Annotated in this window: 27 protein-coding genes; 11 read left to right on the forward strand and 16 right to left on the reverse strand. The window is 65.0% G+C overall.

Annotated elements, in window-relative coordinates; all coding sequences use genetic code 11:
* Positions 1 to 15 precede the first annotated feature (15 nt).
* The gene (locus tag ACNFIC_RS15680) at positions 16 to 579 is read right to left on the reverse strand and encodes a hypothetical protein (RefSeq protein WP_138221763.1); all 564 of its coding nucleotides are present in this window, start codon (positions 577 to 579) and stop codon (positions 16 to 18) included.
* Between the two features lie 166 nt (positions 580 to 745).
* On the reverse strand, positions 746 to 1585 hold the full coding sequence (gene yghU, locus ACNFIC_RS15685; protein WP_416781358.1) for a glutathione-dependent disulfide-bond oxidoreductase: 840 nt from the start codon (positions 1583 to 1585) through the stop codon (positions 746 to 748).
* A 277-nt stretch (positions 1586 to 1862) separates the two neighbouring features.
* Between yghU and ACNFIC_RS15690 the strand changes: the two genes are divergently transcribed.
* On the forward strand, positions 1863 to 2609 hold the full coding sequence (locus ACNFIC_RS15690) for an outer membrane beta-barrel protein (protein ID WP_138221736.1): 747 nt from the start codon (positions 1863 to 1865) through the stop codon (positions 2607 to 2609).
* 302 nt (positions 2610 to 2911) lie between these two features.
* Here the strand turns inward: ACNFIC_RS15690 and ACNFIC_RS15695 are convergent, their stop codons facing one another.
* The 3 genes from ACNFIC_RS15695 to lpxO form a co-directional block, all read right to left on the reverse strand.
* On the reverse strand, positions 2912 to 3481 hold the full coding sequence (locus ACNFIC_RS15695; RefSeq protein WP_416781359.1) for a GNAT family N-acetyltransferase: 570 nt from the start codon (positions 3479 to 3481) through the stop codon (positions 2912 to 2914).
* Positions 3482 to 3560: 79 nt separating this feature from the next.
* Positions 3561 to 3899: a carboxymuconolactone decarboxylase family protein gene (locus tag ACNFIC_RS15700; protein WP_138221734.1), complete on the reverse strand. Its 339-nt coding sequence runs from the start codon at positions 3897 to 3899 to the stop codon at positions 3561 to 3563.
* A gap of 118 nt (positions 3900 to 4017) precedes the next feature.
* A complete protein-coding gene (lpxO, locus tag ACNFIC_RS15705) occupies positions 4018 to 4917 on the reverse strand; it encodes a lipid A hydroxylase LpxO (RefSeq protein WP_416781360.1) in 900 nt (299 codons plus the stop codon).
* Positions 4918 to 5078: 161 nt separating this feature from the next.
* Between lpxO and thpR the strand changes: the two genes are divergently transcribed.
* The gene (thpR, locus tag ACNFIC_RS15710) at positions 5079 to 5621 is read left to right on the forward strand and encodes an RNA 2',3'-cyclic phosphodiesterase (RefSeq protein WP_416781361.1); all 543 of its coding nucleotides are present in this window, start codon (positions 5079 to 5081) and stop codon (positions 5619 to 5621) included.
* Positions 5622 to 5711: 90 nt separating this feature from the next.
* Here thpR and ACNFIC_RS15715 read toward each other — a convergent pair whose 3' ends face one another.
* On the reverse strand, positions 5712 to 6617 hold the full coding sequence (locus ACNFIC_RS15715; RefSeq protein WP_138221731.1) for an AraC family transcriptional regulator: 906 nt from the start codon (positions 6615 to 6617) through the stop codon (positions 5712 to 5714).
* Positions 6618 to 6794: 177 nt separating this feature from the next.
* Between ACNFIC_RS15715 and ACNFIC_RS15720 the strand changes: the two genes are divergently transcribed.
* Positions 6795 to 7847, forward strand: a complete 1053-nt coding sequence (locus ACNFIC_RS15720) for an NAD(P)-dependent alcohol dehydrogenase (RefSeq protein WP_416781362.1) — start codon at positions 6795 to 6797, stop codon at positions 7845 to 7847.
* Positions 7848 to 8058: 211 nt separating this feature from the next.
* A complete protein-coding gene (locus ACNFIC_RS15725; protein WP_416781363.1) occupies positions 8059 to 9255 on the forward strand; it encodes a sugar transporter in 1197 nt (398 codons plus the stop codon).
* A gap of 21 nt (positions 9256 to 9276) precedes the next feature.
* Here the strand turns inward: ACNFIC_RS15725 and ACNFIC_RS15730 are convergent, their stop codons facing one another.
* Positions 9277 to 9432 carry a hypothetical protein gene (locus tag ACNFIC_RS15730; RefSeq protein ID WP_171031017.1) on the reverse strand — a complete coding sequence of 52 codons (156 nt, stop codon included), beginning with the start codon at positions 9430 to 9432 and terminating at the stop codon, positions 9277 to 9279.
* 111 nt (positions 9433 to 9543) lie between these two features.
* On the opposite strand from ACNFIC_RS15730, the gene ACNFIC_RS15735 reads away from it, so the two are divergent.
* A complete protein-coding gene (locus ACNFIC_RS15735) occupies positions 9544 to 9945 on the forward strand; it encodes a hypothetical protein (RefSeq protein ID WP_138221728.1) in 402 nt (133 codons plus the stop codon).
* Here ACNFIC_RS15735 and ACNFIC_RS15740 read toward each other — a convergent pair.
* A complete protein-coding gene (locus ACNFIC_RS15740; RefSeq protein WP_416781364.1) occupies positions 9942 to 10559 on the reverse strand; it encodes a LysE family transporter in 618 nt (205 codons plus the stop codon). The genes ACNFIC_RS15735 and ACNFIC_RS15740 overlap by 4 nt on opposite strands.
* Positions 10560 to 10653: 94 nt before the next feature.
* On the opposite strand from ACNFIC_RS15740, the gene ACNFIC_RS15745 reads away from it, so the two are divergent.
* The 6 genes from ACNFIC_RS15745 (at position 10654) to ACNFIC_RS15770 (ending at position 14401) form a co-directional block, all read left to right on the forward strand.
* The gene (locus ACNFIC_RS15745) at positions 10654 to 10911 is read left to right on the forward strand and encodes a helix-hairpin-helix domain-containing protein (protein ID WP_138221726.1); all 258 of its coding nucleotides are present in this window, start codon (positions 10654 to 10656) and stop codon (positions 10909 to 10911) included.
* A gap of 51 nt (positions 10912 to 10962) precedes the next feature.
* Positions 10963 to 11184: an MbtH family protein gene (locus ACNFIC_RS15750; RefSeq protein ID WP_138221725.1), complete on the forward strand. Its 222-nt coding sequence runs from the start codon at positions 10963 to 10965 to the stop codon at positions 11182 to 11184.
* 10 nt (positions 11185 to 11194) lie between these two features.
* Positions 11195 to 11914 carry a thioesterase II family protein gene (locus ACNFIC_RS15755; protein WP_416781365.1) on the forward strand — a complete coding sequence of 240 codons (720 nt, stop codon included), beginning with the start codon at positions 11195 to 11197 and terminating at the stop codon, positions 11912 to 11914.
* A 57-nt stretch (positions 11915 to 11971) separates the two neighbouring features.
* Positions 11972 to 12526, forward strand: a complete 555-nt coding sequence (locus tag ACNFIC_RS15760) for a hydrolase (RefSeq protein WP_138221723.1) — start codon at positions 11972 to 11974, stop codon at positions 12524 to 12526.
* Between the two features lie 66 nt (positions 12527 to 12592).
* The gene (locus ACNFIC_RS15765) at positions 12593 to 13258 is read left to right on the forward strand and encodes a hypothetical protein (protein WP_416781366.1); all 666 of its coding nucleotides are present in this window, start codon (positions 12593 to 12595) and stop codon (positions 13256 to 13258) included.
* Between the two features lie 60 nt (positions 13259 to 13318).
* On the forward strand, positions 13319 to 14401 hold the full coding sequence (locus ACNFIC_RS15770) for a DUF1615 domain-containing protein (protein ID WP_416781367.1): 1083 nt from the start codon (positions 13319 to 13321) through the stop codon (positions 14399 to 14401).
* Between the two features lie 556 nt (positions 14402 to 14957).
* Here ACNFIC_RS15770 and ACNFIC_RS15775 read toward each other — a convergent pair.
* Genes ACNFIC_RS15775 through ACNFIC_RS15810 form a run of 8 tightly spaced genes read right to left on the reverse strand, consistent with a single transcriptional unit; the run spans position 14958 to position 21042 of the window.
* Positions 14958 to 15851, reverse strand: coding sequence for a metal ABC transporter substrate-binding protein (locus ACNFIC_RS15775; RefSeq protein WP_416781382.1), 894 nt, complete (start codon positions 15849 to 15851; stop codon positions 14958 to 14960).
* A 5-nt stretch (positions 15852 to 15856) separates the two neighbouring features.
* Positions 15857 to 16756 (reverse strand): metal ABC transporter permease, encoded by a 900-nt coding sequence (locus ACNFIC_RS15780; RefSeq protein WP_138221864.1) that lies wholly within the window; start codon positions 16754 to 16756, stop codon positions 15857 to 15859.
* Positions 16756 to 17502, reverse strand: coding sequence for a metal ABC transporter ATP-binding protein (locus ACNFIC_RS15785; protein ID WP_416781368.1), 747 nt, complete (start codon positions 17500 to 17502; stop codon positions 16756 to 16758). The genes ACNFIC_RS15780 and ACNFIC_RS15785 overlap by 1 nt, the downstream gene beginning before the upstream one ends.
* A complete protein-coding gene (locus tag ACNFIC_RS15790; protein WP_138221862.1) occupies positions 17499 to 18407 on the reverse strand; it encodes a metal ABC transporter substrate-binding protein in 909 nt (302 codons plus the stop codon). The genes ACNFIC_RS15785 and ACNFIC_RS15790 overlap by 4 nt, the downstream gene beginning before the upstream one ends.
* 16 nt (positions 18408 to 18423) lie before the next feature.
* Positions 18424 to 18993 carry a DUF6162 family protein gene (locus ACNFIC_RS15795; protein WP_138221861.1) on the reverse strand — a complete coding sequence of 190 codons (570 nt, stop codon included), beginning with the start codon at positions 18991 to 18993 and terminating at the stop codon, positions 18424 to 18426.
* A complete protein-coding gene (locus ACNFIC_RS15800) occupies positions 18990 to 19307 on the reverse strand; it encodes a hypothetical protein (protein ID WP_416781369.1) in 318 nt (105 codons plus the stop codon). Before ACNFIC_RS15800 ends, ACNFIC_RS15795 begins: the two co-directional genes overlap by 4 nt.
* Positions 19304 to 19843 carry a thiamine pyrophosphate-binding protein gene (locus tag ACNFIC_RS15805; RefSeq protein WP_416781370.1) on the reverse strand — a complete coding sequence of 180 codons (540 nt, stop codon included), beginning with the start codon at positions 19841 to 19843 and terminating at the stop codon, positions 19304 to 19306. The genes ACNFIC_RS15800 and ACNFIC_RS15805 overlap by 4 nt, the downstream gene beginning before the upstream one ends.
* Positions 19840 to 21042: a PepSY-associated TM helix domain-containing protein gene (locus ACNFIC_RS15810; RefSeq protein ID WP_416781371.1), complete on the reverse strand. Its 1203-nt coding sequence runs from the start codon at positions 21040 to 21042 to the stop codon at positions 19840 to 19842. Before ACNFIC_RS15810 ends, ACNFIC_RS15805 begins: the two co-directional genes overlap by 4 nt.
* Between the last annotated feature and the right edge of the window lie 100 nt (positions 21043 to 21142).

Raw genomic sequence — 21142 nt, forward strand, 5'->3', positions numbered from 1 at the left:
CGATCGTTCCTTGTTCTAGCGATTAGCCAATTGCACGGTGGCGTCGTCGAGCAGCTTGCCCACCAGTTTGGTCAGTTGCTGGCCGCCCATCGAGGGCGCCCAGTATTCGCCGCCGTACAGGCCGACGTTGTGCTCGAAGCGCAGCTGGTCCTTGGCCCGGGCCAGCTCGACCCCGTCGCGGTCGACCACCACCAGGTTGCCGGCCACATCGAAGCTGTCGACGTAGATCGGGCCGTTGAACCAGATCCAGAACGTCAGGGTCAGCAGGGCGCCGGGGAAGTAGGCCGGGTGTGGTGCGCGATGGCCTTCCAGCGAAGTCATGTCGAACTTCAGCAGCACGTCCTGCTCGCCGAGGCGCGTTGGGTATTCGGTGACCTGCTTGAAGTAGCCGCCTTGCTCGACGTAGCGGTTCAGCTGTTGGGTCAGCGAGCGGCTGATGGCCTGGCCAGTGGGCTTGTCGATGCCGGGGGCGGACACCTGCACATCGGCCACCTGGGCGCTGCGTGGGCTGCTGATACTGGCCGGGTGGGCCGGGGCGCCTACGGGGCCTGTGACTTTGTATGAAACGCAACCGGTCATCGACAGCAAGGCTGCGATGACGGTGGCTTGGAGGAATTGCTTCACGAAATATCGTCCTTGATCCAGATAGCCTGACCCAGGGTGACGGCGGGCGCAGGCAAATCTTTAGGATTAATTACTCGTCTCGACAGGCACCGCCCGACGCACTGCCGGGCGGGTGTCAGGCTCAGTCGAGGTCGGCAGCGGCATGCCGCTCCGGCACCTGGCTGGCTTCATCGCCCCAGGTCCGGTTGACCCGGGTACCGCGCTGTACTGCGGGGCGCTGGGCGATGGTTTCGGCCCAGCGTTGCACGTTCGGGTATTCGTGCACAGCCAGGAACTCAGCCGCGCCGTACAGGTTGCCGCGCACCAGCTGGCCGTACCAGGGCCATACGGCGATGTCGGCGATGCTGTAGGCGTCGCCGCCTAGGTAGGCGCTTTCGGCCAGGCGGCGCTCAAGCACATCCAGTTGGCGCTTGGCTTCCATGGTGAAGCGGTTGATGGCGTATTCGAACTTCTCCGGCGCATACACGTAGAAATGCCCGAAGCCGCCGCCCAGGTAAGGGGCCGAGCCCATCTGCCAGAACAGCCAGTTCAGGGTCTCGGTGCGTGCCGCGAGATCCTTGGGTAACAAAGCGCCGAATTTTTCGGCCAGGTACAACAGGATCGAACCTGACTCGAACACCCGCACCGGCGGCTGTTGGCTGTGGTCGAACAGGGCCGGGATCTTGGAGTTCGGGTTGACCTCGACGAAGCCACTGGCGAACTGATCACCCTCGCCGATGCGGATCAGCCAGGCATCGTACTCGGCGCCGCTGTGGCCGAGGGCTAGCAACTCTTCGAGCAGGATGGTGACTTTCACGCCGTTGGGGGTGGCCAGCGAATACAGTTGCAGCGGGTGCTTGCCGACCGGCAGGGCCTTGTCATGGGTGGGGCCAGCGACCGGGCGGTTGATGCTGGCGAACTGCCCGCCGGAAGCGGCTTCGTGGCGCCAGACCTTGGGCGGGACGTAGGGGGAAGTGCTCATGGGCGTTATCTCCTTGGCAGCGTAATGTCGTGACGTGGGGGTGTGACGTGTATCTATGCCACGGGTTCGCCAGGGACGACAAATGGATTCGGCGCATAGGCATCATCACGCCGAACGCTTTTACAAGGTCACCGAGTCGGGCGCGCATCGGATTGGCAAAAATGTGACACAGCAACGGTTTAAGCGCTTTTTTACTGATTTTTTTCCGAACTTTTTCCGCCGCTGTGGTCTCGAAGGGGTCGTTCGTCATTCATCTACGTCATGGAGACCTTTGCCAATGTCGACCCGCAACCTGCTGCCTCACGCCTGCCTGCTGGCCCTGATCGCTACCCCCCTTGCCGCCAGCGCGGCGCCGAGCACCGACCCGTTGTTCACCTTCGGCCTGTTGGGTGCTTACGACAGCTTCAAGTTCGAAGGTGGCAGCGACTCGGACAAGGAACACATGGGGCAGGGCGGTGTCTTCGCCAGCTTCGGTAACAAGATGACCGCCGAATCCGGGCTGATCTACCAGCTCGGCGCCGAAGCCAAGTACGGCAAGAAGAACGACAACAAGCTCAAGGAGGCTCAGGCCGAGCTGGACCTGGGCTGGCGCGCAGCGCTGGATGCGCGCAACTTCGTCGATATCGGTGTGGGCGCTGGCTACAGCTGGACGCGCTTCGAGCCTGAGATCAACGACCTCGACACCCGGCTGACCTACAAGTCGCCGTTCGCCAAGGCGGCACTGGGCTACAACCACCAGTTCGACACCGCTACCCTGCGCGTCGAAGTGGGCGCCCGGCGCACCATCGATGGTCGTGCACGGGTCAAGGTGGATGATTTTGGCAGCGACAGCATCGACCTGAAGGACCGCACCAACCCGTATGCCGAAGTCACCCTGCTGATGAATCGCCAGGGCGGTATGCCGGTGCAGGCCGGGGTGTACTACACCCGCACCGAATACCAGGCCGATGAGAACTCGGCCGTGCTGGACAACGACAAACTCAAGCGTGACGAGTTTGGTGTGAAGGTGGGCTTGGCGTTCTGACCTGATCGGTGTAGGAGCGGCCTTGTGCCGCGAAGGGCCGCTCTCATAGAGCTACACATAACTTGTTGATTTAGAAGGAATTTTTGGGAGCGGGCTTGCCGGAGTGCCGGACCACCGCGAACACCGGCAAAGCCGGTGCCATACACCGAGTCGCCTGCTTCGCGGGCAAGTCGGGGCGCCGAACCGCCGCTCCCACAGGGTACGCGGAGCGCTTGCGAAATCAGTTCTCTGCGCGACAGCGCAGCCCAAAGGGCTGGGTGATCTCCTACAGGGAATGGTGCCAATTTTAGAGATGCAGTGGTTCAGCGCCCGCGCCGGCGCGATACGCGTGCCTCGATGTTCTTGCGCCCGATCAACAGCGGTGGTTTTTCCACCACGGGCTCGTCGGCCAGCCACTTGTACATCACCAGGCAATCCACCAGCCCCTGCTGGGCATGCCGGTAGGCCTTGGGCAGGCGCCCGACGGTATCGAAACCAAGCTTGTGCCACAGCGCCACGGCGACCTCGTTGGTGGCCACCACCGAATTGAATTGCAGCGCCAGGAACCCCTCCTGGCGTGCCAGCTTTTGCGAGTGCTCGCACATCAGTCGCGCCACGCCGCGGCCCCTGGCCTGCTCGCAGACCATATAGCCGCAGTTGCCCACATGTGAGCCGGGGCCAGCGGCATTGGCCTTGAGGTAGTAGGACCCAAGCAACTCACCGTCCTGTTCGGCCACCAGCGTGTGCAGCGGTACTTCCAGCCACAACTGGCGCGCCTGCTGTTCATTCAGGGCGGGGTCCAACGCGTAGGTCTGGCGGGCCTGGACAATGGTCTGGAAGGTCGGCCAGAAGCGCGGGAAGTCTTCCGGGGTCATGGGGCGAATGTGGATCATGGCGGCTCCTGCGCAGGCTGGGGCGCCAAGTCTGGGTGTCTCGACGCCTGCGCGCAAGGGCGCAGGCGCCGCTCACGCTTCAGGCCTTGCCCAGCGCATCCAGCGCGCGGGCCGAATACACCAGCGCCGCGCCAGCATTCATCGCCACGGCCACGCCCAGCGCTTCGGCGATTTCCTCGCGGGTGGCGCCATGCTTGAGCGCCTGCTGCGAATGCACCGCGATACAGCCGTCACAGCGGGTGGTCACGGCCACCGCCAGGCTGATCAACTCGCGGGTCTTGGCATCGAGGTGGTGGGTCTTGGCGCCGGCACCGCTGGCGGTCATGTAGCCGGCCACGGTGTCGGGGGAGAGTTGCTTGAGATCGCCGATGCCGGCCATCAACTGCTTACGGTAGGCGTCCCAGTCCATCATGCTCATCGTCTTCACCTTGTCAGGTTGGCAACAGGAGCCTTCAGGCTAGTCGAAGATCACGGCGCGGGTCTTGTGCTGCGGTGCTGCGCCGACGGGAGCGGCAGTCGGCCGCCCCCATGGGGAGTCAGATATAGATGAAGACCAGCACCAGCGCCGCGACCACGGCCCATTTTTCCAGGTAGTAACGGGTGCGGTTGCGTTTCTTCAATGCCTTGCCACGCTCGCGGATGCGGTAGATGCGGGTGAACAGGCGGTTGATGCCGCCGGTCTTGTCGTTGGCATCGTTAGGGGCGGCGGCGGCGGCCATGACGTTGCGACTGAACCAGCGGTTGAAGGCGCTCGCCCAGCGGTACTTGAGCGGGCGTTCGATGTCGCAGAACAGGATGATGCGGTTGTGCTCGGTGGTGTTGGCTGCGTAGTGGATATAGGTCTCGTCGAACATCACCGCTTCGCCGTCACGCCAGGAATACTTCTCGCCGTCCACGTCGATGTAGCAGCCGTCGTCGTTGGGCGTGTCCAAACCCAGGTGATAACGGTAGGAGCCGGCGTACGGGTCGCGGTGGCGCACCAGCTTGGCACCCGGCGGCAGGGTGGCGAACATCGCCGCCTTGACCGTACCGATGCCTTGCAGCAGCTCGGTGGTGCGCGGGCACAGGCTCATCGCCGAGGGGTGGCTTTCGCCGTACCACTTGAGGTAGAAGCGTTTCCAGCCGGTCTTGAAGAACGAGTTGAAACCCACATCGTCGTAGTTGTCGGACTTCTTGATTTCGCCGGCGTGCAGCAGTTGCTGGGCTTCCTGGCGGATTTCCTGCCAATTGTCCTTGAGCGGTTGCAGTTCGGGGAATGCTTCGACCGGCAGGTATGGCTTGGCCGGCAGCTTGGAAAACAGGTAGAGGAAGCTATTGACCGGGGCGAGGAAGCTGGAGTGGTCGCCCAGCTGGCGGGTCAGCTTGTGACGCACTCGACCGCGCAGGTGAACATAGGCGATCGAGAGGACGAAGATCAGTACGAGTGCAATTTTCATGGACGTTTACTTGTCGAAAAAATGGCCATGCGCCATGGCACGAGCCCGCCAGCATAAACGTCGTGGTCGGACTTGTTAAGACAATTCCGGGCGACTTAGGTGTAATGGCCTATAGGCTGCGCAAACGATTCAAGCTCAGGCATACCCCCAAGGAGCGCCCCATGCCACAGGATTCCCGCCCCAGCGGCACCCCCTTCAAACGCCTGTTCTTCGCCTTGCCGGTAGGCGAGGGCCAGCGCCGTGACCTGGCCCGTTGGCGACGCGGGCTGAACCTGCGCAGCGGCAAGCCGATACCGGCCGACAACTTTCACGTAACCTTGCTGTTTCTGGGCGATGTGGACGCTGCGCAGTTGCCGGCCATCTGCGCGGCGGTGGAGCGCCTGCAGCGGCCGAAGGCCCCGCTGCGCCTGTTGCTCGACCGCTTGCAGGTGTGGCCTCGCGCGGGCGCGCTGGTGCTCGAGCCCGAGCAGGCCCCGGCAGCGTTGCGCCAGCTGGTGTACGCCCTGCAGCAGGCCTTGCTGCCGCTGGGCATCGAGGCACAAGCGCGGGATTACCGCCCGCACCTGACCCTCTCACGGGACTTTCGCACCCAGGTGCCGGAGGCGATGGAGGCGCCGCAGTTTCATCTGCTGGCGCGTGAGTTCACCTTGTACGAATCACGCAAGGGCCAGTACTGGCCACTGGCGCAGTGGCCGCTCAACTGAGGGCGGGCGTTTGGTGTTGGGTTAGCTCGCGCATTCGCGGGTGTGGCGGTGCGGATGAGTCGCCCTTACGGCTTGCCCCACAGGCAAGTGTCAGACCGGCAAGCTCTGGTAAGCCTGCTCCTCCCCTGGGCTGCGTGCGAATTCGCGCTTGTACTCGCGGCTGAACTGCGAGGTGCTCTGGTAGCCAACCCGGTGCGCCGCCTGCGCCACCCCCAGCCCTTCGCCGATCAGCATCTGCTGCGCCTTGAGCAGGCGCAGGCGCTTGAGGTATTGCATCGGCGCAAGGTCGGTGGCGCGTTTGAAGTGCTCGTGGAAGGTCGACACGCTCATGTTGGCGCGGCTGGCCAGTTCATCCACGCCCAAGGGTTCGGCGTAGTGCTCGCGCAAAAACGCCAGCACCGCACCGATGCGCGCGAAGTGGCCTTGCTGCTCCACCAGCGCCCGCAACACCCCGGCCTGTGGCCCGCGCAGGGCGGTATAGAGCACCTCGCGTATGCGCGCAGGGCCCAGCACCTTGGCATCCAGCGGGTCTTGCAGGCATTCGAGCAGGCGCTCGACGCTGGCGCGCATGCCGGCATCCAGCGCTGCCGAACTCATCGACTGCGGGGTCTGCACCTGAACCTCTGGATCTGGCGCCAGGTTCATGCTTTGCACCAGCTCCCCCAGCAGGGCGCGGTCGATGTCCACCGCCACGCCCAGCAGCGGCACCTCGGGGGTGGCGAAGGTCTCGCACATGAACGGTACGCTCAACGCCTGCACCAGGTAATGTCCGGCGCCGTATTCCAGCGTGCGCGGGCCCAGGCGCGCAAGTTTGCTGCCCTGGGCGAGGATGATCAGGCTCGGCTCGTAGATCTGCGGGCTGCTGGCGACATAGTGGTCCCAGGTCAGTACCTGCACCTGGGGCAGGGTGGTGGGCACGAAGCCTGGGCGTGTGGCGAGGCTGCGGATCAGTGAGCAGAGCGTGGCGTTGGCATCCACGTGGCGGGTCAAGTGCATGGTCTAACCAGGGCAGAGAATCGGACAGTGCAATCTTCGCAGAATAGGCGCTGTGTGCCAGAGGCGATTGGTGATCTCGGAGAATCAGGCAAGTATGCCGGAGAATCGTCGGTGGGCGAAGCGGGCGATGGTACGCACAATGGTAGCCACTGAACCGTTTCACTTTGCGAGGTCCCTATGTATACCGCCATCGGTTACGCCGCCCAGTCCCCCACCAGCCCGCTGGCCCCCATGACCTTCCAGCGTCGCAGCCCACGTGCCGACGATGTGGCCATCGAGATCCTCTACTGTGGCGTGTGCCACTCCGACATCCACCAGGCGCGCAACGAGTGGGGCATTGCCGTGTACCCGCTGATGCCAGGCCACGAGATTGTCGGCCGGGTCACCGCCGTGGGCGACAAGGTCACCCGCTACCAGGTCGGTGATTTGGTCGGCGTCGGCTGCATGGTCGACTCGTGCCGCCAGTGCGAGGCCTGCCGCCAGGACGTCGAGCAATACTGCGTGCAAGGCCCGACCATGACCTATGCCACCCCGGACCGCGTCGATGGCAGCAACACCATGGGCGGCTACTCCAACAGCATCGTGGTCAGCGAGCATTTCGTGCTGCGTATCCCGCAGGGCATGGACCTGGCCAGCGCCGCGCCGATTTTGTGCGCCGGTATCACCACCTATTCGCCGCTCAAACACCACGGCGTAGGCCCTGGCCACAAGGTCGGCGTGCTGGGCATGGGCGGTCTGGGCCACATGGGGATCAAGTTCGCCAAGGCCTTGGGCGCTGAGGTGACCCTGTTCACCCGTTCGGCGAGCAAGGCTGAGGAAGCCCGTCGTCAAGGCGCAGACCATGTGATCGTGTCCACCGACGCCGAGCAGATGCGTGCCGCTGCGGGGCGCTTCGACTTCCTGCTCGACACCATCCCGGTCCAGCACGACCTCAACCCGTACCTGCAAACCCTCAAGTTCGGCGGTGTGCACATTCTGGTGGGCCTGATCGAACCGGTCGAACCACCGGTGCATGCGGCCAACTTGGTGATGCAGCGCCGTGTCTTGGCCGGCTCGTTGATCGGCGGTATCGCCGAAACCCAGGAAGTGCTGGATTTCTGCGCCGAGCACGGCATCACCTGCGATATCGAGATGCTCGACATCCGCAACATCAACCAGGCTTACGAGCGCATGATCGTCGGCGATGTGAAGTACCGCTTCGTGATTGACATGGCGACTTTGCAGGGCTGATGCCATTGCGGGGCGGTTCGGTATTCGGACCTGCCCCGCTCGGCGCTGAACAGCCATGGCACCAGGGGCAGGTGCGCGGCAAGGTTGTGAGCCTGCGGCTTGATGCGTACCATGCGCTCATCCTTCCAATACATTCAACGTGCCTTGAGCGGCCCCGTGCCGGCCGTCGATGCGCGCCCCCGTCGCTTTGCCCTGGAGCCACGCGCTGTTCATGAATGGACCTATCCCCCCCCACTTGCCACCCACCGCTGGCAGCGGCAGTTGGTTGAGCGTCATCGCCTTGGCACTGGCGGCGTTCATCTTCAATACCACCGAGTTCGTCCCGGTGGCGTTGCTCAGCGACATTGGCCACAGCTTCGAGATGAGCACCGCGCAGGTCGGGCTGATGCTGACCATTTATGCCTGGGTGGTGGCGCTGGCCTCGCTGCCGATGATGCTGATGACCCGTAACATCGAGCGGCGTCGCTTGCTGTTGGTGGTCTTTGTGGTGTTCATCGTCAGCCATCTGTTGTCGTGGCTGTCGCAGAGCTTCGCCATGCTGCTGGTCAGCCGCATCGGCATCGCCTTGGCGCATGCCGTGTTCTGGGCCATCACCGCCTCGCTGGCGGTGCGCGTGGCCCCTCCGGGCCAACAGGCCAAGGCCCTCGGGCTGCTAGCTACCGGCACCACCCTGGCGATGGTCATGGGCATCCCGCTGGGGCGGGTGGTGGGCGAGGCGCTGGGCTGGCGGGTGACGTTCCTGTGCATTGCCGGGGTGGCGCTGGCCACTCTGCTGTGCCTGATGAAGTCGTTGCCGTTGCTGCCGAGCCAGAACTCAGGTTCGCTGCGCAGCCTGCCGATCCTGTTCAAACGTCCGGCACTGGTGATCACCTACATGCTGGTGACCCTGGTGATTACCGCGCAGTTCACAGCCTACAGCTACATTGAGCCGTTCGCCCTGCACGTGGCGCAGATCGGCGGCGAGCGCACTACTTTGCTGTTGCTGCTGTTCGGCGGCGCCGGGGTGTTTGGCTCAGTGTTGTTCAGCCGCTACAGCGAGCGCTTCGCGCATGGCTTTCTGGTGGTGTCGATCGGGGTGTTGGCGGCGTGCCTGCTGTTGCTGTTGCCGCTGTCGGGCAACTTCTACGTGTTCGCGGCCTTGAGTATGCTGTGGGGCGTGGCGATCCTGAGTTTCAGCCTGGCGCTACAGTCCAAGACGCTCAAACTCGCCTCGGACGCCACCGACGTGGCCATGGCGTTATTCTCTGGCATCTACAACATCGGCATCGGCGGTGGAGCGCTGCTGGGCAGCATCGTCAGCAGCCAGCTGGGGGTGGCTGACATCGGCCTGGTGGGCGGCGGCGTGGCGGTGGTGGGGCTGCTGCTGGCAATCGCCAGCACCCGGCGTTTCCGTGAGGCGCTGGGCTGAGCGAGACGGGTAGGGCGGTGCTCAGCGTACGAACGGCTTGCGCATCCGCACCCAGACGATTGCGGGCAGCGTCATCAGCAGCCACTTGAGGTACTGGTTGACGCCCTGGTGCTCACACACCACGCCAATGATCGTGCAGACCACGACCACTGCCAGGAACTCGATCATCTTGTGCATGCAGCGTGTTTCCGTCGTTGTAACCGAAGAGGGCGTGCACTTTAGCAGGTCAGTCCCCTTGCTGGTGGGCGCGTAACAATTGGTAGCATGCTTTCAGGCTATGCTTGGCGCATGACCAGCCAACCTGCCCAACGCCACCCATGCCCGCCCGGCGCCTGCGACTGCGGTCGCGAGCGGCTGCTCGACGGTCCGGTGGACGGCCAGCGTATCCTGCGTCTGACCCGCGAAGAAGAAAAGCGCCTGATCGAGCGCCTGGAAAACCTCAAGGACCTCGAACACCTGCAACGCCTTCAACAGCTCATGTACCAGAACCTCGGCTTGCGTGTGCATATCGCCCCAGGCTCCAACGAGGTACGCACCATGCGCGGTATCGCCATTGAGCTGGAAGCACTGCCAGGGCTGTGCCGCAAGACCCGCCAGTCGATCCCGGCGGCCATTCGCCGGGGGCTTGAGCGTAACCCCGAAGTGGCGTTCCGCCTGCTCGATGCCCACGACCTGCTGCGCGATGCCTAGCGCATCGCCGCCAGCTTGATTCCGAACCCCACCAGACACGCCCCGGCCAGCCGCTCCAGCAGGTGGCTCAACCGTGGACTGGCGCGCATGCGTTCGGCCAGGTGATGGGTCAGCAGCACCGCCACCAGTCCATAGACAAAGGTCAGGGTGGCCACGGTCAGCGCCATGAAGCCGAAGGTGAGCATGCCCTGGTGCTTCACCGGGTCGATGAACAGCGGGAAGAAGGCCATGTAGAACATGATCGCTTTGGGGTTGAGCAGGGTGATCATCAGGGTCTGGCGCAGGTAATGGCCGTTGCTCATGCCGCTGTCACGCGGGGCCTCGCCGGGCTTGCTCAGCAGCATGCGCAGGCCCAGCCAGGCCAGGTACGCCGCGCCTGCCCACTGCACCCCATGAAACGCCGCCGGATACGCTGCCAGCAGCGTGGCAACACCGGCTACCGCCAGCCACATCAGCACTTGGTCGCCGAGAATCACCCCGCAGGTCGCGGCCAGTCCGCCCTTGATGCCGCCCTTGCCTGTGGCGGTGATCAAGGCGAAATTCCCAGGCCCCGGGATCGCCAGCAGGATGATGAAGGCAATCACGAAAGCGCCATAGTCCGTCACACCGAGCATTGGGGCGGTTCTCCAGGTCCAGGTTGGCAGGCAAAGGTTGATATATGCCATCATCCGCGCCACTTGCAAAGCCAATGCCCACAGGGAGGTGCACATGGCATTTACCGAACAGGAGCGTCGCCAGTTGCTTGCGCTCAAAGGGGTCGGCCCGACTGTATTGCAGCGCCTGGAGCAACTGGGCTACCACAATCTGGCGCAGTTGGCCGAGGCCGACGCCGGGCACATCGTCCAGGCCGCCGCCAGCCTGCTGGGTTCCAGTTGCTGGAAGAACAGCCCCCAGGCCCGCGCGGCTATCCAGGCAGTCATCGCCCACGCCCGGTTAATTTTTCCAGGCGTTGCTTCGTCTCCTTGAAAGCCGCGCTGCGCACGCGCATTCGGCCCTCATCATCCAAGGAGACAGGCAATGACTTCCGTATTCGACCGCGACGACATCGTGTTCCAGGTAGTGGTCAACCACGAAGAACAATATTCCATCTGGCCCGACTACAAGGCCATCCCCAACGGCTGGCGCGCGGTGGGCAAGAGCGGCCTGAAGCAGGAGTGCCTGGCCTACATCGACGAAGTCTGGACCGACATGCGCCCGCTGAGCCTGCGTCAGCAGATGGCCGCCGCCGCTGGGCAGTGAGGCGGGCCCGGTGACCACATTGAATCTGCTGTGCCTGCCGTATTCCGGGGCCAGCGCCATGGTCTACAGCCGCTGGCGGCGCAAGCTGCCAGCCTGGCTGCAGGTGCGTCCGGTGGAGTTGCCTGGGCGCGGTGCGCGTTTGGCTGAACCGTTGCATACCGATATGCAGGCCTTGGCCCGGCAGCTGGCCCACGAGCAGCGCCTGGCCACCAGTGCGCCCTACGCCGTGCTCGGGCACAGCCTAGGTGCGCTGGTGGCCTTCGAGCTAGCCCACGAGTTGCAGGCGCTCGGGTGCCCACCACCGGTAGCGTTGTTCGCCTGTGGCACTGCGGCGCCCACCCGGCGTGAAGACTACGAGGGCGAGAACTGGCGCGAGCCCAAGCGCGACGAGGAACTGGTGGCCGAACTGCGCAAGTTGGGTGGTACGCCCGAGGCGGTGCTGGCCAATGAAGAGTTGATGAGCCTGACGTTGCCGGTGGTGCGCGCGGACTTTCTGCTATGCGGCCGCTATGCCTACCGCCAGCGGCCCGCGCTGCGCTGCCCGCTGCATGTGCTTGGCGGTGAGACTGACCGCGCCAACCACGAGCAGTTGCAGGCCTGGAGCAAGGAAACCCAGGGTCCGTTCAGCCTGCAGATGTTCCCCGGTGGGCACTTCTTCATCCACGAACACGAAGACCGCGTGCTCAGCCTGTTGGGCACAACCCTCGAACCTCTTCGACTGTCGGCCTGATTGACGTGCGCTTGTCCCTGGGGGAGGCTGCGGGCTTTCCCAGGCAAGGAGCAGCGCATGTTGATCGATTCATCCAAGGCCACGTTGCTGGTGGTCGATATCCAGGAAAAGCTCATCCACGCCATGAGCGATCCGCTCGGCACTGCCGCACGGGCGCGCTGGTTGCTGGCGGCGTGCGCTGACCTGGAACTGCCGACGGTGATTTCCGAGCAGTATCCCAAAGGCCTTGGCCACACCCTCGAAGCCCTGACAGCTGCGGCGCCTGGCGCGTTGATCGTGGAAAAGCTGCATTTTTCCTGCGTGAGCGCCCAGTGCCTGCCGGCTGAACTGATGGCCCGCGAGCAGGTGATCGTGTGTGGCATGGAAACCCATGTCTGCGTGCTGCAAAGCGTGCTCGGGCTGCTGGCCTTGGGCAAGCAGGTGTTCGTCGTCGAAGACGCCTGCGACAGCCGCACTGCCGCCAGCAAGGCGGCGGGGTTGGCGCGTATGCGCAGCGCCGGGGCGCAGGTCGTCACGCGCGAGATGGTCCTGTTCGAATTGCTGGGCAGTGCCAGCCACCCGCTGTTCCGTCACATCAGCAAGACCTACCTGGTGGGTGAACAGCCGCAGTAATGGCGTTTGGCCCTTATGTGTTTTACAGTGCGCGCGGTTTCTATGTTTGCCTACAAGGATGTTGCAATGAAAACCCGCGCCTTAGTGTCGCTGTTGCTGGTGGCCTGCGCCTGTGCGCCGAACACCTGGGCCGCGCCCGGCAGGCTGGCCGATGTGTTCAACGGCGACATGCTCGGTGCCCACCTGCGCCGTTTCGAGGCCTTGGCTGGGGCCGCACAGGCGCGCCATGGCGAGAGCCGCACGTACCGGGTCCAAGGGTGTGAAATCGTTGCCAACGTCGCAGGCGGCTCGGTCAATGAGCTGCGCCTGACGTTGTCGCCGACCTGCCTGGCCGACCTGCACAGTTTCATCGGCAAGTACGCCCCGCCGGCCAATCGCCCGCTGACCTTCGGTGCGCTGGACGCGGCCGGTGGCGGCGGGCTTGCGTTCTATGCCGACTGCCTGCAACTGTGCGGCAACGTCGGCGATCCCTCGGTCTACGGCTTGTGGGAAGGGCCACGCGCGGTCGGCTTCGTGCAGGTGCTGGTGCAGGCGCAGTTGGTCGAGGACGCGCCGACCCGGGCGGCTCACAAGTGGCGCGCGGCCATGACCCGATCCAAAGGCAGCGACTATGTGATCGATGCCCGTTTTAACTGCGAGCGCACCTTCGATGCCCAGGCCATGCAGGCCTTCGCCAATGTACGGGTGAGCGCGGTGACCATCGGCACCGACCTGAACACCCCGGACTGCTGATTGAAACGAACTGCCCGGTGCCGCTAGGCTGAGTAGAGTCATAGGCACAGAAGGTGGATCATGAGCGGACGGCTAGCGCTACTGGCGGTGTTCATCCTGGCGTCGCTGCAAGGCTGTGTGGGGCGCCGCGAGGCAGCCCCCGAGGCCGACCCGGCCCAGGTCCGCAGTCAGCTGCTGCGCCTGCTGCCTGCGCAGGTCAAGGACCGCGAAGGTTGGGCCGAGGACATCCAGGTGGCGTTCCAGGCCCAGGCGCTGGAGCCGAGTAAGCGCAACCTGTGCGCGGTGCTGGCGGTGACCGAGCAGGAGTCGACGTTCAGCGCCGACCCCCAGGTGCCCAACCTGGGCCGCATCGCGCGCCAGGAGATCGACCGCCGCGCGGCGCGCCTGCATATCCCGAAACTGTTGGTCGACGGCGCCTTGCAGACCCCCTCGAGCAATGGCAAGACCTACCAGCAGCGCCTGCTGGCCGTGCGCAGCGAGCGTCAGCTCAGCGAACTGTACGATGAGGTGATCGGTCGCCTGCCGCTGGGACGCACGCTGCTGGACGGGCTGAACCCGGTGCACACAGGCGGGCCGATGCAGGTGAGCATCGACTTTGCCGAGCAGCACGCCAAGGGCTACCCCTATGCCTACACCGGCAGTCTGCGCCAGGAAGTGTTCACCCGCCGTGGCGGGATGTATTTCGGCATCGCCCACCTGCTGGGTTACCCCACCCACTACGAGCGCCCGTTGTACCGCTTCGCCGACTTCAATGCGGGCTGGTACGCCAGCCGCAATGCGGCGTTTCAGGCAGCGCTCAGCCGCGTCACGGGGGCATCGCTGGCATTGGACGGCGACCTGATCGCGCCGGGTGCGTTGCTGCCCGGCAAGACCGAAACGGCTGCGCGCAAACTGGGGCCGGCGCTGGGGCTGCGTAATCCGCAGATCCGCTCGCAACTGGAACAGGAAAGCAGCCTGGCGCTGGAGCAGACTGCGCTGTACGAGGGGGTGTTCCGTCTGGCTGAGAGCAAGGCGGGCAAGGCGCTGCCGCGTGCGGTATTGCCGGGGATCGAACTCAAGAGCCCGAAGATTACGCGCAAGCTGACCACGGCATGGTTCGCGGGTCGAGTGGATGAGCGCTATCAGCGCTGCATGAAGCGCTGATCATGAGGCGTGCAGGGCTTCAGGAGCGGCCTTGGCGGGGCGCCGTACCGGCCGGAAAAGCTGCGCAGCAGCCCCAAAAGTCTCGGCCGCTGCACAAGTCCTGGGGCCGCTTCGCAGCCCTTTCGCGACACAAGGCCGCTCTCATAGAGCTACACATAACTTGTTGATTTAGCAGGGACCTGTGGGAGCGGGCTTGCCGGAGTGCCGGACCACCGCGAACACCGGCGAAGCCGGTGCCATACACCGAGTCGCCTGCTTCGCGGGCAAGTCGGGGCGCCGAACCGCCGCTCCCACAGGGTACGCGGAGCGCTTGCGAAATCAGTTCTCTGCGCGACAGCGCAGCCCAAAGGGCTGGGTGATCTCCTACAGGAGCAGCGCTGGATTCAGGCTTTGCACAGTCCTGTGGGAGCGGGCTTGCCGGAGTGGCGGACCACCGCGAAGCAGACGACGCGGTGGATGGCACCGGCTTTGCCGGTGTTCGCGGCTAAAGCCGCTCCCACAGGGGGCGCGCCAGTTTTCAATTACTGAGCAAGACCGTTACTACAAGGGGTTGCGATCAGCCCTTCGCCAACGCTTCGACTACCTGTTCGACGCTGGCCTTGAGCCCGGCCACGGCATCCTGAGCATCGGCGTCGACCACCAGCAACCTGGCGCCGCTGGCCTGGATGGCTGCGGCTACCTTCGGGTCGGGCTGGCGGTGATGCAGCACCAACGCCACATCCTGCTGCTTGAGGTTGTCGGTCAGCGCCTTGAGCGCCGCGTCGTCCCACTTGTCGTCGGCTGGCAGGGGCTGTTCGACCAGATCCAGGTTCAACCCGCTGGCCAGATACCCCAGGCGTTCGGACAAGCTGACCACGCTGAGGTTGTCCACCTCGGCCAAGCGTGCCTGGCTGCTGGCGGTCAGCTCCAGCATCTGCCGTTTGAGGGCGGCAAGGTTGGCCTGGATCTTGGGTTTTTCCGCAGGCGACAGGCGTTCCAGGTCGTTGGCCAGCACATCGGCCATGCGCCCCAGATTGGTCGGGTTGAGCCACGGGTAGGCACCGAACGCCTCGTCACCGGTGACCGCGATACCGGGCAGGGCGCCGTCCACCGGGCGCGCGGCGTCGATCTCGACAATGCGTATATTGCTGCGTCGGGCCATGGGGTAGAGCGGGTCGTCGCGCCAGATCGAGCGCACGCCAATCACCGCGTCGGCCTTGAGCGCGGCCTTGTGCAGGCTGGGCCCACCGCGTCCGCTGAAGTACGACGGCTGGCGACTGGCCGGCAACTCGGCCGGTGCCGCGCGGGTCAGTTGCACCGCGGTGCCTTGTAGCAGCGCGGCCGCGAGGCTGTGGGTCAGTGGCAGGGTAGTCAGGACCTGGACGTTGGCGGGCTTGGCAGCGGGCTGCGCGGCCAGGCTTAGGGCCGGCAGGCCGGCCAGGGCGACGGCGAGGGTGAGGCGTTTGAGCATCGGGGTCATGCCGGGTTTCCTTGCAGGCGTGGAACGAGGGCGCGGGCCAGGGCGGCGAGGGCGAAGCAGATCCCGGCGACCAGGATGATCGCCGCGCCCGAGGGCACCGGTAGGTCGAGGACGATCGGCAGCAGGATGCCGAGCAGGGTGCTCAGGGTGGCGATCAGCACCGACACGAAGAAAAACCCCTTGAGCGACTGGCTTACCAGGCGCGCGGCGGCAGCGGGGATCACCAGCAGGGCGCCGACCAGAATCGCCCCGATCACCTTCACTGCGGCCACCGTCACCAGGGTCACCAGCACGACGAACAAGTAGTCCAGGGTTTTCACCGCCACCCCGCGCACTGCCGCCAGTTGCGGGTTGAAACTGGCCAGCATGATGCGGTTGTACAGTGGCACGGCCAGCGCCAGTACCAGCGTCGCGACGATCCCCAGCACCATAAGGTCCTGGCCGCTGACCGTCAGCACCGAGCCGAACAGCACGTTCTCCAGAATGTGCACGTTGATCTTGCCGGCCAGCATCAGCAGCAGGCTGGCGCCCAGCGCCAGGGACACCGAGAGGAACACCCCGATCAGCGTATCCGGCGAAAGCCCGGTGCGGTTGCGCAGAAAATTGAGCAGGATGCCGAACAGCAGGCAGTAGCCGAACAGGCTGCCGTAGGGGCCGGTGTACGGTTCACCGAGCAGGATGCCAATGGCCACGCCGGTCAGCGCGGCGTGGCCGACCGCCTCGGAAAAGAAGGCAAAGCGCTTGACCACCACCAGCGTGCCGAGCCCACCCAGCACCGGGCCGATCATCAACCCGGCGAGCAGGGCATTGACCACGAACCCGTAGGCCAGCGCCTCGGGCAGGTAACCTGCGCTGGCCCACTGCTGGAGCATCTCGCGGAAAGCGTCGTAATTCATCAGGCAAGGCTCTCGCTGCGTGGGTGGACGGAAAACAGCCCGAGCAGGCGCTCGGGGGTCAGGGCCTGGGCGGGCGGGGCATCGAACAGCACCTGGCGGTTCAGGCCGGTGACCCGGTCGGCCAGGCGCAGCACCGCTTCCAGGTCGTGCTCGATCCACAGCACCGTGGTGCCGGCCAGGCGCCAGCCGTGCAGCAGTTGCTCGAACACCTGGATGCCCGCTTCGTCGAGGGCCGACATCGGCTCGTCCAGCACCAGCAATTGCGGCTCGGGGATCAGCCCCTGGGCCAGCAGCACGCGCTGGCGTTCACCGCCAGACAGCGCGCCCATGCGGCGCTTGCGCTTTTCGAGCATGCCGACCCGGGCCAAGGCCGCGTCGATGTCCGGGCGTACCCGCCGCGACAGGCCGAGAAACGCCGGGCGCCGCTGGCACATGGCGGCCATGAAGTCGTCCACGGTCATCGGCAGGCCACGGTCGAATTCCAACGCCTGGGGTACGTAGCCAATCACTTCGCGCGCGCCGGGCCAGTGCAGTGTCAGTTGGCCCTGGTGTGGCATCTGCCCAAGCAGGGTCTTGATCAGCGAACTTTTGCCACCACCGTTGGGCCCGACGATCGCATGCACGCTGCCGGGGGCGACCTCGAAGCGTACGTTCTCGAGGATGCGCGTGCGGCCCAGGGTCAGGTCGATGCCCTCGAACGCGATGCGTGGGCCGTAGGCGGCGCTCAGGTGGGCTGCGGCGGTCACGCGCGGTTCTCCTGGATGGCCCGCACCACGGTGTCGAGGTTGCGCTTCATTTCCACCTCGTACTTGTCCTGGGTGTATTCGCCGTAGGAGATATGCGTCAGCGGATACAGACGCACCCCCGATTCGCGCTGGATGGTCTGGACATACGCCGAGGGGAAGTCCATTTCCGAGAAGATCACCTTCACATCCAGTGCCTTGAGCTGGTCGATGGTCTTTTTCAACTGCGCAGGGCTGGGTTCGATGCCGTGGGCCGGCTCCACCACGGCGGTCACTTCCAGGCCGAAGTCACGTACCAGGTAGTCGTAGGCGGCGTGGATGGTGGCCACGCGCAAGGTCGTGCCGGGGGCTTCGGTGACCTGGGCCAGGGCCTCGGCGCGCAGGGCACGCAGGCGTTTGGCGTAGGCACGGGCATTGGTTTGGTAGAACTTGGCGTTATCCGGGTCGAGCTTGCCCAGCTCGCGGGCGATGTTGTTGACCTGGGCGATGGTGGCGCTGATCGACAGGAAGGTGTGCGGATTGACCACCTTGCCGGCGCCGCGCGCAGCGATGCCGGTGGCGGCCAGTAGGGGGACATTGCTGTTCGATTCGATGGTCTTGATATCAGGTTTTTCGCTGGCGGCGATCATGCGGTCGGCGAAGTCGTCGTGGCCCACGCCGTTGAGCACGATCACGTCCAGTGTGCCGATGCGCTTGATGTCCTCGGCGCGCGGTTCGTAGGCGTGGGGGTTGAAGCCTGCCGGGATCAGCGGCACCACCTCGGCCTTGTCGCCGACGATGTTGCTCACGTAGCTGTAGTAGGGGTGCAGGGTGATGCCGATGCGCAGTGGCTTGCCGTTGTCGGCGAAACCCAGGGCGGGCAGGGTGGCGGCCAACAGCAGCGCCAGGGTGCGGGCGAAGCGGAGCATGGGCGGGTCCTTGAAGTCAGTGACGGTGCTGGCGGGTAACCCCGGCATCGAAATGGGTGGCGATCTGCTGCCAGCCGGCGGCGATCAGGGTATTCGCGTCGAGGGCGTCGGGCGCGAGCGCAGCGCTGTCGCGGCGCAGCCAGACATCGGGCTGGGCGTCGGCGGCCTGGGGCACGATCAGCAGGAAGCTGCCGGCGATGCCGACGTCCCGGCTGCGTCCCAGGTAGGCATTGCCGCCCAGTTGCGACCATTGGTGGCGGCCACGGGCCTGGCTGCTGGCGTCGTTCACGAAGGGTGGTAGGCCGTCCTCGGCCAGGGCCTCGGCGGAGGGCATGGCGCCGCTTTCTTCGCGCAGTACGCGGACCTCGTCCGCCGCCACCCACAGGTCGGTATGGATGCCCTGCTCGGCGGCGTTGAGGTCGCGCCGGGCGTCGAGCTGGTGGGCTTCGACGGACTGTTCGTCCTCGCGCTCACCGCGCAGCGCGACCACGCTTGCCGCCAGCACCACGATCAGCAGGGCGCTCAGCAGCACATAGAGGGTTTCATGCCCGGCACCGGCCGGGCGCACGATCTGTGCGCGGCTCATGGCGCACCGATGTCGGCATGATCCACTTCGACGACGTGGCCTGGGCCTGCATCGAACAACACGTAGAACTCGCCGTCCGGGCGCTTGAAGGTGAACGTGGAGTCATCGCCCAGCTTGCTGGCCATCAGCACCTGCTCGTCATAGCCGATCACATCCAAGGTCACCCCCGGTGCGCCGCTGCCGTCGGAGAAGCCGCCCTTGCAGGTGATCTGATCGCCGCTTTCGGTGCAATCGCACATCGGGTTGTGGGCCAGCACCGGGGTCGCGGCCAGCAGCGTCAGGGGCAGGGCGAGCCTGCGCATCAGGTGTTTCATTTGTTGCCTCCTTGTTTCTCGAGCCAAGCCGCAGTGGTCGGGGATGCCTTGGCCAGTGGCACCGAGGCTTGATACAGCTTGCCGTCCCAGCCCTCGACGGTGATCCAGATGTCGGCATCCGGGCGGGTGCGCGGAGGGATTGGCAGGTTGGTGACCATGCGTGCCGGCGCACCGAAGAAGATCGTGCCGGCGGCGCGCAGGCTGCGTGGCTTGCCGATGCGCAGGTAGATGGCCTTGACGCCTTCGGTGCAGGTGGCGCACAGGGCGGCGTTGAAGGTCTTGAAGTCGCCCGCCGGGCCGTCGGCGCGCGGTGGCTCGTCGCGCAGCTCGGCCAGATCCAGGTGCCAGCGCCCGACCTGAATGTCCTTGACGATGTTGGCGCCCAGGCCACTGTCGCCTCGGAACAGGCTGGCGTCGGCGAAGTACTTGGGCATGAATCCGAGCGGGATGAGGATCAGCAGGATGTTCAGGTGGAAGCGCCATTTCAGCCACCACTGCTTGAGGCCGCCTTGCGGCAGGGTATTCGCCTGGCTCATGGCTGGGCCTCCACGGTGGTTTCACGGTGCGGCTTCACCCGCGCCGGGCGCTCGCTGCGCTTGAGGGCGGCGGCGGTGGCCTGGGCAGTGCGCTTGGTCCAGATCAACAGGCCGCTGAGCACCATCAGCGTCAGCACCAGGCCGAAGAAGAACCAGATCAGCTTGATCGCCAGGCCGCCGAAGTCGCCGGTGTGCAGCGGGCGCATCGACTCGGTGACGAACTCCAGGGGGGAGCGGTCGCCCAGCAGGAACTGACTATCGACGTTGCGCGTGTAGGGATTGACCTCGGCGGTCTGGAACATCAGCGGATACCAGCCGCGCCCGCCCATGCTGATGTGGCTGTAGGCGGTGGCCGGTAGCGAAATGAAGCTGATGTCCAGGCCTGGGATGGTCTGGGTGGCGATCCGTGCGGCCTCGTCCAGGTCGATGCGCGGCGCCGGGCTGCCGTCGGGCGTTTGTGGCACCTGCTCGCGGGCGATCACCGGCACGATCGGCTCGCTGGAAATGGTCACATGGTTATCGCCCAGGATCGCCTGGATCAGGAACCAGGTGCCGGTGATCGAGATCACCGCGATGAACCAGATCGACCACACCCCGGCCAGGCGGTGCAGGTCACCCCAGAAGATCCGTGCGCCGTGCCCGGTGCGCACCGGCTTGAAGAACCCGCGCCAGAATTTCTTGTACACCACAAGTCCAGTCACCAGCGAAGCCAGCATCGGTAGTCCGAGCAGCGACACCAAGTACCAGCCCCAGCTGTAGCCCTGGGTGAACGGCACCAGCCACCAGCCATGCAGGGCGCGGGTGAAGGCTTCGAAGTCGAAGTCCGGGCGCTGGCCCTGGATCGCGCCGGTGTAGGGGTTTACGTAGAGCAGCGCGGTGGTGCCATCGGGGCGCGTCACCGAGGCGTTCAGGGCAAAGTGCGAGCCGTCGGGCTGGCTGAGAAACTTCACGGCCAACTCCGGCTTAGCCTTGTGCATGGCGTCGAGCACCTGCTGGAAGCTCAGGCGCTCGGCATGGGCGTCGTCGGGCTGGCTGGCACGCACGTCCGGGTTGGCCAGCCAGACGATTTCCTGGCTGACCACCGCGAGCATGCCGGTGAAGCATACGATCAGGACGAAGAACCAGATCGGCAGGGCGAGCCAGCTGTGTACCAGGAACCACAGTTTTGAGTTGGATTTCTTTTTCGCGTGTCGGGCCATCGGTCGGTCTTCTGCATGAAAAGTGCGGTCGAGGCGCGGCTCAACCGTGAAGGCTGCACTTAATAGGACGGATGAGAATGAGAAACCTGTCAGGTCAAAT

The organism is Pseudomonas sp. NY15463 (assembly GCF_048068415.1).
GTDB classification, from domain to species: domain Bacteria; phylum Pseudomonadota; class Gammaproteobacteria; order Pseudomonadales; family Pseudomonadaceae; genus Aquipseudomonas; species Aquipseudomonas mosselii_C.